Here is a 12,765-nt window from a genome sequence, read left to right as displayed (position 1 = left end):
CGAACGATCTCGACCGAAAAAGGGACCTCTCCGCGCCTGATGGGCGGGGAAGGTCCCTTTCTCAAGTTGATCTTAATCAAAATCAAGGGTCACCGTAAGCGTGCTCTTGTCAAAGCCGACAATTCCGCCAAATGCTTCGGCGATGAATCGCACATTGACATACATCAAGTCATCATCGTCTGACAATGACGGACCTTGAATGAGCTTGATTTCCTTGCCGTTGATCGTCCCGGTCATTTTGCCGGCGGTCAAAGTAACGGTTGTCGTTTCGTTCTTGGCGGTCACCGTTTTGGTCTTGTTGTCGAATTCAGCATTCAGGTCCAGAGCTTCAAAAAAGGAACGAAACGGAACCATCGCCGACCCGCTTGGCGGGATCACGGCCTTCAGCTCGGCAACCTTGCCGTTGATGACAATCGCAGGGCGATGAATTCCGTCGTTATTCGATGGAGCTTTAGCAGCCCCTGCCAACCCGGCCCCAAAAACAGACAGTCCGACGATCAATGCCAGAAAGAGTACTTGGATTCGACGAGACAATTTTCTCAGCCCTTTCAAGATAAGGATCATATTCTCAAATGAGTAGACGCGATTTCCTCGAAAAGGTTGCTTTGTCAATCACAAGCAATTTCCACTGTATTGTTCGCATCCCGAGTAACGTCGCATGATCCACCAGAGGTGCGGAGAAGTTAGCCGATGTCCTTCCATCGACAGCCTTGATAGCCGATTCAGAAGGAGTATTTGCAATTTATTTTACAGATCCATTTATCAATCGGCTCGACTTATCCCGGCAGGAAAGCGTCAGCTCTTGATCGCGCCCGCGGCGATGTCGGAGATGAACTGCTTGCTGACGAACAGGAACAGGACGATGAGCGGGATGACGGCCAGCAGCGTGCCGGCGATCACCATCGAGTAGTCGGACAGATAGATGCCGTTCAGCGAGGCGAGCGCCACCTGCAGCGTGTACTTGCTCTCGTCGGTGAGGATGATGAGCGGCCACAGGTAGTCGTTCCACGCTCCGATGAACGTGAAGGCGCCGAGGAACGACAGCGCCGGCCGCAGGATCGGCAGCGCCACGTTCCAATAGAGGCGGAAGAAGCCGCAGCCGTCGATGCGGCCCGCGTCCAGCAGCTCGCTCGGCACCGACTCCTGGGCGTACTGCCGGATCCAGAAGATGCCGAATGCGTTGGCCATGCCGGGGATGATGAGCGCCTTGAACGAGCCGACCCAGCCGAGCTTGGCCATGATGACGAACGACGGCACGAGCGACAGCTGGGCCGGGGCCATCATCGTGGCGAGCAGCAGCACGAACAGGATTTTTTTGCCGGGAAACTCGAACTTCGCGAACGTGAACCCCGCCAGCGAGTCGAAGAACAGCACGAGCGCCGCGCAGGCCGTCGCGACGAACAGCGTGTTCCAAAACGCGCCGAAGAAGTCGATGTTCTCGAACACGCGGGAGACGTTGTCCCCGAGCTTCGTGCCGAACCACAGCTTCGGCGGGAAGCTGTAGATGTCCGCTGTCGTGCGGGTCGCCATGACGAGCAGCCAGTAGAACGGGAACACGGAGAGCAGCAGTCCGGCCGTCAGGCCGACATGCAGCAGGATCGATCGGGCTTTCATCTCACTTCACCCCCTGGTCATGGGACGGCCGGCCTTGGACGAACAGCCAGTTGACGATGGAGAAGAGGGCGATCAGGATGAACATCCCCCACCCGACAGCCGCGCCGTAGCCGAAATAGTTGTGCACGAAGGCTTCCCGGTACAGATAAAGGACGATCGTAAGGCCGCCGCCCCCGGCGCCGCCGTCGTTGCCGACGAGCACCTGGGGCTCGGTGAACACCTGCATCCCGCCGATGGTCGAGGTGATGAGCGTGAACAGGATGATCGGCCGCAGGTTCGGAACGGTGATGCGGAAAAACGCCTGCACGCCCGAAGCCCCGTCGATCTTGGCCGCTTCGTAGAGCACGGTCGGGATGCTCTGCAGCCCGGCCAGGTAGATGATCGCGTTGTAGCCCGCCCAGCGCCAGATGACCATGACGGAGATCGCGAGCTGGATGCCCCAGGTGCGGTTCAGCCACTCGATGGAATTCAGGCCGAGCAGGTTCAGCGTGTAGTTCAGCAAGCCGTAGTTGTTGGAAAAGATCGTGCCGAAGACGATCGCCACCGCGACGAGCGAGGTGACGTTGGGCAGGAAGTAGCCGACGCGGTACAGCGTCCGCATCCGCACGAACGAGGAGTGGAGCAGAAAGGCGACGACGAGCGCGAGGAACAGCATCGGGATCGTCGAGTAGATCCAGATCAGCAGCGTGTTGCCGACGGCTCTCCAGAATTCCGGATCGGTCAGCATGAAGCGGTAGTTGTTCAAGCCGTTGTAGCTCATCCGTCCGATTCCGTCCCATTTCTGGAAGGAGAGGTACATGGAGAAGGCGATCGGGAACAAGCCGAATACCGCGAACAGAATGTAGAACGGCGATATGGCCAGGTATTCCTTGCGATGCTTCCAGATGCGGGCGGCCAGGCCGCCCTCGGTCCGTCTGGACGAGGGGACGCGGGCGGGCTCCGGGTTCAGCATAGGTTTTCCCATCGGATGACCTCCTGTCAGCCATTGGTCTGTGGATGCGGCGGCCGGCGGACCGCGCCCGTCAGCGCAGCAGCTCCTTGCGGATCCGGCTCAGCGCGTCGCGCCACGCCTTGTCGGGGTCCTTGCCCTGCAGGGCGACCGAGTTCAGCTCGCGCAGGGCGATGCCGTTCACATTGGTGAATTTGTCTCCAAAATAAGCGGGCTTGACGCCCCGAGCGGATTCCGCGAAGATTTGCCCAGTCGCCTGATCGCCGAAAAACGGCTCCTTCTCCTGCAGGATGGGATCGTCCAGCGCTTTCGCCGCGGACGGGAACAGGTTGATGTTCTTGTACGTCCGGATCTGGTTGTCGGGGCTCTGCAGGTAGCGGATGACGTCGAACGCTTCCTTCGGATAGCGACTCGACTTCATGATGGCGAGGAACGATCCGCCGTTGTTGCCGTCTCCCCCAGGCGCCCGGGCGACGCGCCATTTGCCGGCCGTATCCGGTGCGCCCTGCTCCAGGATCTCCTTCATCCAGACGGCGCCGACAAAGGAGGCGATGCTGCCGTTGTTCATGGCGGCGTTCCACTCGCTCGTGAAGGCGTCCGCGTTGCCGGCCAGCTTCATCCGCGCGGCCTGGACGGCGAGATCCCACGCCTTTTTCACCGACGATTCCGGCTTGTCGCCGATGAACTCGCCGTCCGTGGAGAAGTAGATGCGGTCCGACTGGGCGTTGAACTGCGTGTAGATGTTCTTGACATTGTCGAGCAGCTTGACCTTGCCGCCAAAATGGTCCTGGAGCTGCCGGCCCGCCTGGAGGTAGCTCTCCCAGGTGCCGAGCTCCCGCTGGACGTCGGCCGGCTCGGACGGCAGGCCGGCCTCGGCGAACAGATCCGCCCGGTAGAACAGCGCGGTCGGGCCGGTATCGATCGGCAGCGCGATCATCGTCCCTTCCGCGGTGACGCCGAAGTTCCATTTCCAGTCGAGAAAGTCCGGCTCGATCTCCTTGGCGCCGAGCTCATACAGATCGTAGAAGCGGTCCGAGCTGACGAACAGCTCGGAGACCCAGTCGTTGAAGGCGACGATGTCCGGTCCGTCCGTGCCGGCGGCGAGCGTCGTCTTCAGCTTCGACTTGAAGTCGCCTCCGATCTTCTGGGCGTTGATCTTGATGCCGGGAAACTTCTGTTCGACCGATTGGATGAGTCCGTCGTCGAGGCTGCGGTTCCAGTACCAGAGCGTAAGCGTCTTCGTATTCTCGGCTGGAGCCGGGCCGCCGCAGCCGGCGGCGACCAGGGCGAGCGACAGCAACGGCAAGCCGATCCTTCGGAATTTGACCACTCCGCCATTCCTCCTGACATGCTGGACTTCGCCCGGACCAGGGACAGGCCTCTGCCGGTCCCGGAGCCGGGCGCCTGATTGATGTATCCGCTTTCAGTTTATTCCGCTTTTCACCTGAACTTGCTCGTCCGGCATGAATTTAGGCCCTCGGACCGAGGTCGGCGAAGAGCCGAAAAAGCCCGGCGAGGTCGTCTCGCCGAGCTTTTTGCTGCGATATTCCTTTAACCGGCGGCACGGTTGGCCGCATTCGAAAACCGCTAGCGCCGCTTCTTCTTGCGCAGGTCCTCCATCAGCTTTTTGCCAGTCGGCGTCTGGGCCAGTCCGCCGCCGGCGGTCTCGCGATGCTTCTCCGGCATCGCCGCGCCGACCTCGAGCATGACCTGCACGACCTCGTCGCTCGGGATGACGCTGCGCACGCCGGCCAGCGCCATGTCGGCCGCGGCGAGCGCGGTGACCGCGCCGAAGCCGTTGCGCACGATGCACGGGATCTCCACGAGCCCGCCGACCGGATCGCAGATGAGGCCGAGCGTGTTCTTGAGCGCGAGTCCGACGGCATGCACCGCCTGCTCCGGCGTGCCGCCGCGCAGCTCGGCGAGCGCGCCCGCCGCCATGCCGATGGCCGAGCCGACCTCGGCCTGGCAGCCTCCCTCCGCGCCGGAGACGAAGGAGTTGTTGGCGATGACGTAGCCGATCGCGCCCGCGGCGAACAGCGCCTCGGTCATGATGTCGTCGTCCCAGCCGAACCGCTCCTGCGAGCTGACGAACACGCCGGGGATGATGCCGCAGGAGCCCGCCGTCGGCGTCGCCACGATGCGGCCCATCGAGGCGTTCACCTCGGAGACGGCGAGCGCGTACGCCATCGCCCGTCCGGCGTCGCCGCCGAGGCTCGGCTCGGAGCTCTCGTTGTAGGCGGCGACCCGCTGAGCGTCGAGGCCGGTCAGTCCGCTGCGCGACGTCGTGTCGCGGGTCAGGCCGTTATGCACGGCGTCTTTCATGATGCCGTAGTATTCCTTCATCGTCGCGAATTCCGCCGCTTCCTCGCGTCCCGACTCCTTGGCCTGCTGCTGCAGCATGAGGCGTCCGATCGACAGGCCGCTCTCGCGGCAGCGCTCACTGAGCTCCTTCAGCGTCCGAAAGTTCATCCGCCATCTCCTCCTCTTCTCCGTTCAGATCGACGTAATCGGTGCCGAGCACATGCGGCAGCCGCCGCACCCGCTCCAGCAGCGTCACCGCCGCCTCGCCGTCCAGCTCGACGACCGCCAGCGCCTCGCCCTGCCGTTCCATCCGGCTCAGCGACAAGCCGGCGATGTTGAGCCCCGCCTCCTCCAAGGCGGCGGTCAGCCCGGCGATGACGCCCGGCTGGTCGCGATGGCGCACGAGCAGCGCCGGGCAGGAGCAGCCGAACTTGACGGCGAAGCCGTTCACCTCGACGATCTCCACGTTGCCGCCGCCGATCGAGGTGCCGAGCAGCGACAGCTTGCGCCCGTCCGCCGCCTGCAGGTCGAGCCGCACGGTGTTGGGATGGGGGAACAGCCCCTTGCCCTCGCGGAAGGTCAGGTCCATGCCCGCCTCCTCGGCGAGCTCGACCGCATCCGGCAGGCGCGGATCGTCGGTGCGCATGCCGAGCAGCCCGCCGGCGACGGCCGTGTCCGTGCCGTGGCCTTGGTAGGTCGCGGCGAACGAGCCGAAGAAGGAGACGCGAGCCGTCTCCGGCATCGCGCCGAGCAGCCTGCGGGCGGCCAGCCCGATGCGCGCCGCTCCGGCGGTATGCGAGCTGGACGGGCCGACCATGGACGGCCCGATGATCGAGAAGACATCCTTGAAGCGCATGCGCTTCCTCCTTTTTAGTGGCTGAAATGAAAAGGAACAGGGCGGCGGAATGCGTCGAAACAAAGGCTCGTGCGAGCCCTTTGCTTCCCCGTATTCCACCGCTCTGTCCCTTGTACCTGAGAGTTGCCCCCGACAGCGCCGCGATGCCGGCGCCATGAAGTTTCCCCTTGGGTGATTCCGACGCGCCGCCCTGCGGCCGGACCGGGCTTGGATGCCCGCTCGGCCGTCCGCAAGGCGGCGCGGAATGCTCTCCAGAGCTGCGTCCGGCAAAGGTCCTTTTGCCTGAGAGATTCCCCTGCGTGCAGGTTGCTCCTTCGGCGCTGCCTCGATCATGCAGGCAATCTCTCCCGCTGCCATCATCCGCTGTGCCTTCTCATTATATGCAGGAGGACAGCCGGCTTCAACCCGGGCGGGCAAGTTCGGCCTCAACCGCTCGGCAGCCCAGGCGATGGCACTAGGAGGGCAAGTTCGGCCTCAGCCGCTCGGCAGCCTGGACGATGCCAGCCGGGAGGGCAAGTTCGGCTTTAGCCGTTCGGCAGCCTGGACGATGCCAGCCGGGAGGGCAAGTTCGCCTTCAGCCATTCGGCAGCCTGGACGATGCCAGCCGGGAGGGCAAGTTCGGCTTTAGCCGTTCGCCCCCCTACTCTCCGACGCCTCTGGGGCTTATGCTGGTTGCAGAAGGAGGAGATGCGCATGACGTTGAAAGGAAGGGCGGCTCTCGTCACCGGCGTCAGCCGGGAGGCGGGCATCGGCACAGCGATCTGCCGCGCGCTGGCGGAGGGCGGCGCCGATCTGTTCTATACGCATTGGCGCGCTTACGACGCGGAGGAGGGCTGCGGCCTGCAGGAAGGCTGGCCGGACCGGCTGCAGCAGGAGCTGGAGGGCATCGGCGTGCGGGCCGGGCAGATGGAGGCCGACTTCATGGACCCGGACGTGCCCTTGCAGGTGCTGGACGAAGCCGAGCGCGCGCTCGGACGGCTGCCCTCGATCATCATCCACAACGCGTGCTACTGCGCGCCGACCAGCTACCGGACGCTGACGCAGGAGTCGCTGGATCGGCATTATATCGTCAACAATCGGGCTCCGGCCCTGCTTAGCATGGAGTTCGCGCGCCGCTTCGAGCAGGCGCATCAGGCCGGCGGGGCGGGACGCATCCTGTTCCTGCTGTCCAAAGGGCCGGACGCCGACAACCTCGCCTACCTCGCGACCAAGCAGCTGCTGGCGGGCCTGATCGAGCCGCTGGCCGCCGGACTCGCTCCGCTCGGCATCACGGTCAACGGCCTCGATCCGGGCCCGACCGACTCCGGCTGGATGTCGGACGAGCTCAAGCGGCAGCTGCTGCCGCTGTTCCCGATGGGCCGCATCGGACAGCCGGAGGACGCGGCCCGCGCGCTCGCCTTCCTGGCGAGCGACGAGGCCCAGTGGATCACCGGCCAGTCGATCCGCTCGGAGGGCGGGTTCCTCGGGCGCTAGCGAAGGGGCGCTGGGGGACCGCCAGCCAAGGCACTCTGGACCCCCTGTTGTGCTGGTGCGCCGGGGTTCTGCGGGCCAAGGCACTCTCGACTCCCTGGTTGATTCAATGCGCCGGGGTTCCGCCAACCAAGGCACTCTCGACTCCCTCGTTGAGTCAATGCGCCGGAGTTCCGCCATCCAAGGCACTCTCGACTCCCTGGTTGTGTCGACGCGCCGGGGCTCTGCCGACCAAGGGACTCTAGACTCCCTCGTTGAGACAATGCGCCGGGGGGGGTACCATCCAAGGCACTTTCGACTCCCTGGTTGAGTCAATGCGCCGGGGTTCCGCCATCCAAGGCACTTTCGACTCCCTGGTTGTGTCGACGCGCCGGGGTCCCGCCATCCAAGTCACTCTCGACTCCCTGGTTGAGTCGACGCGCCGGAGTTCCGCCATCCCAGGCATTCTCGACTCCCTGGTTGTGTCGACGCGCCGGAGTTCCGCCAACCGAGGTACTCTCGACTCCCTGGTTGTGTCGACGCGCCGGGGGACCGCCAGCCAAGGTACTTTCGACTCCCTGGTTGAGTCAATGCGCCGGAGTTCCGCCAACCGAGGCACTCTCGACTCCCTCGTTGAGTCGATGCGCCGGGGGACCGCCAGCCAAGGCACTCTCGACTCCCTCGTTGATTCGACGCGCCGGAGTTCCGCCATCCCAGGCACTTTCGACTCCCTGGTTGTGCTAGTGCGCCGGGATTCTGCCAACCAAGGCACTTTCGACTCCCTCGTTGTACTGGTAGGCCGGGTTTCCTCCAGCAAAGGCATTCTCGACTCCCTCGTTGAGTCGATGCGCCGGAGTTCCGCCAACCGAGGCACTTTCGACTCCCTGGTTGAGTCAATGCGCCGGAGTTCCGCCATCCAAGGCACTCTCGACTCCCTCGTTGAGACAATGCGCCGGGGGGCTACCATCCAAGGCACTCTCGACTCCCTGGTTGAGTCAATGCGCCAGGGTTCCGCCATCCAAGGCACTTTCGACTCCCTGGTTGAGTCGACGCGCCGGAGTTCCGCCATCCAAGGCATTCTCGACTCCCTGGTGCTGCCACTCCGGACGAACCGACGACGCATCACGTTGTTGTCGACCTCCGAGAAACGGTTGGCGATCCGACTTGCATTCCCCTCGAGAGCGCGATGCGAAAAAGACCGTCCGCCGACCGCGATGCCGCCGCGCGCAGCAAAAAAGCCTTCCCGCCTCGATCCGAGGCTCGGGAAGGCTTTTATGCTTGGGCCGTGCTTAACCGGCCAAGCCCCAGATGGCGCAGCCGGCCAGACCGGCGGGATAGCCGGCTGCGGAAGCTCCGCTCCAGGTGGCACCAACGCCGCTCCAGGCGGCAAGCGCCTGCGGCGCGACCGCATCGGAAACGGCGTTCCAGCCGGCTTGCGCCTGCGGCGCGCCATCGCACGCGCCGCGGCCCTCCGCCGGCACGGCGGCTGCGCCGGCCGCGGCACGCGCCTGCACGCGCCCCGCCAGCGCGGCGGCGGCTACGGCCGGCTCCAGCGCTTCCTGCTCGGCGAGCGCCGCGATCGCGGCGGCGTCGCCCGTGCGCAGCGCCGCCGCCAGGCCGCGCACGCGCGCGAGCAGCGACTCGTCCGCCGGCTCGCGCAGCCCGCCGGCGGCCAGGTCGCGGCGGACCGCGCCGAGCGCGCGGCGGGCGCGGTGCATCGCCGCCTTCACGGCGCCCTCGGTCATGCCGAGGCGGAGCGCCGTCTCGGCGATGCTGCTGCCGTGCATTTCACGCAGCAGCCACACCGCCAGCTGCAGCGGCGTCAGCCGCCGGCCCAGAGAGTGGAGCATCGTCTCCAGCTCCCACCCGCCGGCGGCCTCGCCGCTTGCTTCCCGGTTCGGCTCGGCTGCGGCAAGCTCCGGCAAGGAGCGTTGGTGCAGCGCCTTTTTCCTCTGCTGGTCGGTCCACAGATTGCGCGCGATGCGCAGCAGCAGCGCCTCGCGGTTGGCATGCGCCTCCCAGCCGGGGTAGGCCAGCGCGCGGCACCAGGCGGACTGCTCCAGGTCCTCGGCGTCCCAGCGCGAACCGGCCAGGGCGAGGCAGTAGCGGCGAAGGGCGCTGCGCTCCTCCTCGGCGGCCATGCGAATTGCGTCCATGCGGGCAGCTCCTTTCCAGCGTGCGGATCTCGGTATTCGGTAAACGAACGGCCGCCTCGAAAGGATACGCGAACCGGCAAAATTTATTTCTCCCGCAGCCCCGTATCCTCGGGTGGCGCCGGTTCGTTTACCGGGGGCAAAAAGCAAACCATCGGCCGACCGCCCCTGAAGCGGCCCGGCTTACGAGGAGGAATCCCGATGAACCACGTGCCGTACGTCGTCGAGCAGACCGCCAAGGGCGAGCGCTCCTACGACATCTATTCCCGCCTGCTCAAGGAACGCATCATCCTGGTCGGCTCGGCCATCGACGACGCCGTCGCCAACTCGGTCATCGCCCAGCTGCTGTTCCTGGCGGCGGACGATGCGGAGAAGGATATCACCATGTACATCAACAGCCCCGGCGGCTCGACGACAGCCGGGCTGGCGATCTACGACGCGATGCAGCTCGTGAAGCCGGATGTCCAGACGATCTGCACCGGCGCGGCGTACTCGTTCGGCGCGATCCTGCTGCTCGCGGGAGCAAAAGGCAAGCGCAGCGCCCTGCCCCACAGCGAGGTCATGATCCACCAGCCGCACGGCGGCGCGCAAGGGCAGGCGAGCGACATCGCGATCTCCGCCCGCCGCATCCTGAAGACGCGCGAGACGCTCAACCGCATCGCGGCGGACCGGACCGGCCAGCCGCTCGAGCGGATCGAGCGGGATATGGACCGCGACTATTTCATGTCGGCGGAGGAGGCGCTGGAGTACGGGATCATCGACCGCATCCAGATCTAGCGGCAACGCGCTTGTTCCAAGCTCGACCATCGACCGCATCCAAATCTAGCGGCAGCGCGCTTGTTCCAAGCTCGATCATAGACCGCATACAGATTTAGCGGCAGCGCGCCTTTTCACCCATTCTATTCCCTGATAGGGTAAGATGGAAGCAAGACCTATTCCGCTCAAGCGAGGTGAACCGTTCATGCTGGATAAGCTCATTGGAAAAAAGGTTCTGATCCACTTCATCGACGGCACGCTGGCCGAAAACGGCGTCCTCGAGCAAGCCGACGACAAATTCGTGAAGTACGTCACCGACTACCAGGAGCTGTACATCCCTATCACGTCCATCCGCACGATCAACCTGCCTCTGAAGGAGAGGGAAAAGCCGAAGGTCGGCTTCGCCTGACCTCGATGATTGCCGTTCCGCTCCGCCGCCTCGGCTGCTGCCGGGGCTTTTTCTTTGCCTCCGCGCCCCTCGCCCGCCTCCATCTCCGGATGAACCTTCATTGCCTCGCAGCTATAAAAAATAGCCCTGATGCTGCATCAAGCAAGCCTCAGGGCCTCTCTCGACCCGCCAGCCGCCCCAGCAGCAGGTTCGCCCCCGCATACAGCAGCCCCGCCAGCCCGAACATCCACCACGACGTCCACGGGCTGAGGCCGTAGCCCTCCCGGAAGTCCAGCGGGTAATCCCGGTACTGCAGCTGCCCCGCCCATAGGAACAGCCCGGTGAACAAAGCCGTCTGCAGCAGCGGGTGGCGCAGCCAGCGGTTTGCCGCGAGCGTGATCGGCAGCATCACAACGGCATAAAGCGCGACCGCGAGGAGCAGCGTCAACGCGATGAAGATGCCTCCAATATTCATTAATCCGTAATACTCCGTCGTCGCGATCTTATACCCCTCGATCCGCTCCACGCCGAGCACCGCCCCCATGAACAGCGCGATGAAAATGAAATTCAGCAGCAGCAAATAAGTCACGATGGCGCTGCCGTTTTTTCGACCGTTTTGGGAGCCGCCGCCGGCTAGTTGTCCGGACCTTCCCGAAACCGCCGCTCGCTCCCTTGTCGTCGACCTGTTCTTCTCCATCATCGCCCGCCTCCTTCTCTGCGGAATCCCGGCGCAAGCGCCAACCAAGCCCTCGCCAACGCCAAAGCCAGCGCTCCGCCGCTGAACAGCAGCACGCCCCACAAGCCTGCCTGAGCAAGCGGCGATTCGTGGTCCCAAGGCGTATCGTCCGCATGGGTCAGTCCATACTGCAGCAGCGCGAGGCTGCATCCCGCGAGCAGCAGCGAGCCGCCAAGCGCGGCGCTGACGATGCGCTTCGCCCTCTTGTCCGCCCCGCCGGCCGGTCCGATCCGACCTTTGTGCCCACCCTGGCGCCCGCCCCGCTCTTGGCCGCTGCCGGATCCGGCATGGCCGCCCGGCCCTTCGCCCCGCTTCTGCCGTCCCTTATCCGAACCGCCGCCTCGCCTCATCCGGTCCCGCTCCTCTCCATAGCTCGCTGTTATCCGGTTAGACGCCTCTCCCTGCAAGAAAGTTCCAGGTGCTGCCCTTGCCATCTGTCGCCCCGGTTGCTATAATGTCGGGAATCAGTTGCCTAGGGTTCCGCGGCGCAGCGCGCCGGACTGGTCCGAGAGGGAACGGCACGGCCGCATGGCCGCGCAGACACGGAGGGATAAAAGCCCGGGAGATGACCGCTTTCGCAGCGGCAGTCTTCCGGGCTTTGTTGCGGGCATCTCCTGCGCGGGATGGGGCATACTGGAAACGGCGGCCGCACGGAGCGCGTCCAGCGAGCCGCAGCAAGTGCGGCATCAGAAAGGGGACTTCATCATGAATCGTTACTGGCTTCAAATCGTCGGCGCCTGCGTGTTCGAGGTAGGCTGGGTCATCGGTCTCAAGCATGCCGACACGGCGCTCGAATGGGCGCTGACCGCCGTCTGCATCCTGATCAGCTTCTATGTGCTGCTGAACGCGGCGCGCCACTTGCCCGTCGGCACCGTCTATGCGGTATTCGTCGGACTCGGCACGGCCGGCACCGTCCTGGCCGACATGATCCTGTTCGGCGACCCGGTCAAGCCGATCAAGCTCGCGCTCATCGGCGTGCTGCTGATCGGAGTCGTCGGCCTCAAGCTGCTCGGCCACGAGCCGGCGGCGGACAAGTCCGGAAAGGAGGCGGTCTGACATGGCCTGGGTGTATCTGATCGGCGCCGGGCTGTGCGAGGTGTTCGGCGTGACGATGATGAACCGGCTCAACGAACGCCGCAGCTTCGCGAACTTCGCCCTGCTGGCCGCCGGCTTCATCCTCAGCTTCCTGCTGCTCAGCCTGGCGATGCGCGATCTGCCGATGGGCACCGCGTATGCGGTGTGGACCGGCATCGGAGCGGCGGGCGGCGCGGTCGTCGGCATGCTGTTCTTCGGCGAGTCGCGCAGCGTCCTGCGCATCCTCTGCATCACGCTCGTGCTCGGCGCGGCCGTCGGCCTGAAGGCGCTCGGCTGAGCGGGATGAGCGAGGGAGCAGGATGAGCGAGGGAGCAGGGCCAGATGCAGCATGAAGGACAATTCAGGCAAGCGGCGGCATCCCTTTCGGCGAATCAGGATCGGCGAGCTCGGGCATCATTTATAAAAAAGCGTCCCGCCCCATTCATCAAGAATGGGCGGGACGCTTCTTTAATTGGGACCGAGCCG

At 64.7% G+C, this 12,765-nt stretch carries 14 protein-coding genes and 2 riboswitches; of the genes, 5 read left to right on the top strand and 9 right to left on the bottom strand.

Annotated features, from left to right (window positions below; translation table 11 throughout):
- Positions 1–72: 72 nt before the first annotated feature.
- The 6 genes from H582_RS0116685 to sdaAB all read right to left on the bottom strand — a co-directional run bounded on the left by H582_RS0116685 (position 73) and on the right by sdaAB (position 5,723).
- Positions 73–612, bottom strand: coding sequence for a copper amine oxidase N-terminal domain-containing protein (locus H582_RS0116685; RefSeq protein ID WP_127464475.1), 540 nt, complete (start codon positions 610–612; stop codon positions 73–75).
- A 183-nt stretch (positions 613–795) separates the two neighbouring features.
- Complete coding sequence (locus H582_RS0116680; RefSeq protein WP_028599422.1) at positions 796–1,614, bottom strand: carbohydrate ABC transporter permease; 819 nt, start codon at positions 1,612–1,614, stop codon at positions 796–798.
- Position 1,615: 1 nt separating this feature from the next.
- Positions 1,616–2,578 carry a carbohydrate ABC transporter permease gene (locus tag H582_RS0116675; RefSeq protein WP_028599421.1) on the bottom strand — a complete coding sequence of 321 codons (963 nt, stop codon included), beginning with the start codon at positions 2,576–2,578 and terminating at the stop codon, positions 1,616–1,618.
- 58 nt (positions 2,579–2,636) lie between these two features.
- Entirely contained in the window at positions 2,637–3,893 is a 1,257-nt protein-coding gene (locus H582_RS0116670) for an ABC transporter substrate-binding protein (protein ID WP_028599420.1), read from the bottom strand.
- 257 nt (positions 3,894–4,150) lie between these two features.
- Positions 4,151–5,035, bottom strand: a complete 885-nt coding sequence (gene sdaAA / locus H582_RS0116665) for an L-serine ammonia-lyase, iron-sulfur-dependent, subunit alpha (RefSeq protein ID WP_028599419.1) — start codon at positions 5,033–5,035, stop codon at positions 4,151–4,153.
- Entirely contained in the window at positions 5,004–5,723 is a 720-nt protein-coding gene (sdaAB, locus tag H582_RS28135; protein WP_052333361.1) for an L-serine ammonia-lyase, iron-sulfur-dependent subunit beta, read from the bottom strand. The genes sdaAA and sdaAB overlap by 32 nt, the downstream gene beginning before the upstream one ends.
- Before the next feature lie 260 nt (positions 5,724–5,983).
- Positions 5,984–6,083, bottom strand: a riboswitch (glycine riboswitch).
- A 333-nt stretch (positions 6,084–6,416) separates the two neighbouring features.
- On the opposite strand from sdaAB, the gene H582_RS0116655 reads away from it, so the two are divergent.
- A complete protein-coding gene (locus H582_RS0116655) occupies positions 6,417–7,196 on the top strand; it encodes an SDR family oxidoreductase (protein ID WP_028599418.1) in 780 nt (259 codons plus the stop codon).
- A gap of 1,265 nt (positions 7,197–8,461) precedes the next feature.
- Here H582_RS0116655 and H582_RS28130 read toward each other — a convergent pair.
- The gene (locus tag H582_RS28130) at positions 8,462–9,328 is read right to left on the bottom strand and encodes an RNA polymerase sigma factor (protein WP_052333360.1); all 867 of its coding nucleotides are present in this window, start codon (positions 9,326–9,328) and stop codon (positions 8,462–8,464) included.
- Positions 9,329–9,526: 198 nt separating this feature from the next.
- On the opposite strand from H582_RS28130, the gene clpP reads away from it, so the two are divergent.
- Entirely contained in the window at positions 9,527–10,102 is a 576-nt protein-coding gene (gene clpP, locus H582_RS0116640) for an ATP-dependent Clp endopeptidase proteolytic subunit ClpP (RefSeq protein ID WP_028599416.1), read from the top strand.
- Positions 10,103–10,286: 184 nt separating this feature from the next.
- Complete coding sequence (locus tag H582_RS0116635; RefSeq protein WP_028599415.1) at positions 10,287–10,490, top strand: hypothetical protein; 204 nt, start codon at positions 10,287–10,289, stop codon at positions 10,488–10,490.
- 148 nt (positions 10,491–10,638) lie between these two features.
- On the opposite strand, the gene H582_RS28125 is transcribed toward H582_RS0116635, so the two are convergent.
- Together H582_RS28125 and H582_RS0116625 are read right to left on the bottom strand one after the other, a co-directional pair.
- Positions 10,639–11,169 (bottom strand): hypothetical protein, encoded by a 531-nt coding sequence (locus tag H582_RS28125; protein ID WP_127464627.1) that lies wholly within the window; start codon positions 11,167–11,169, stop codon positions 10,639–10,641.
- On the bottom strand, positions 11,166–11,555 hold the full coding sequence (locus H582_RS0116625; RefSeq protein ID WP_028599414.1) for a hypothetical protein: 390 nt from the start codon (positions 11,553–11,555) through the stop codon (positions 11,166–11,168). Before H582_RS0116625 ends, H582_RS28125 begins: the two co-directional genes overlap by 4 nt.
- Before the next feature lie 111 nt (positions 11,556–11,666).
- A riboswitch (guanidine-I (ykkC/yxkD leader) is annotated at positions 11,667–11,772 on the top strand.
- Positions 11,773–11,910: 138 nt separating this feature from the next.
- Here H582_RS0116625 and H582_RS0116620 point away from each other — a divergent pair.
- Positions 11,911–12,261 (top strand): DMT family transporter, encoded by a 351-nt coding sequence (locus H582_RS0116620; protein WP_028599413.1) that lies wholly within the window; start codon positions 11,911–11,913, stop codon positions 12,259–12,261.
- A gap of 1 nt (position 12,262) precedes the next feature.
- Complete coding sequence (locus H582_RS0116615; RefSeq protein ID WP_028599412.1) at positions 12,263–12,577, top strand: DMT family transporter; 315 nt, start codon at positions 12,263–12,265, stop codon at positions 12,575–12,577.
- Positions 12,578–12,765 lie beyond the last annotated feature (188 nt).

Origin of the sequence: Paenibacillus pasadenensis DSM 19293 (genome assembly GCF_000422485.1) — a bacterium.
GTDB lineage: Bacteria > Bacillota > Bacilli > Paenibacillales > Paenibacillaceae > Paenibacillus_O > Paenibacillus_O pasadenensis.
Note: the sequence above shows the minus strand (reverse complement) of the source record. Positions and strands in the feature narration are given on the sequence as shown.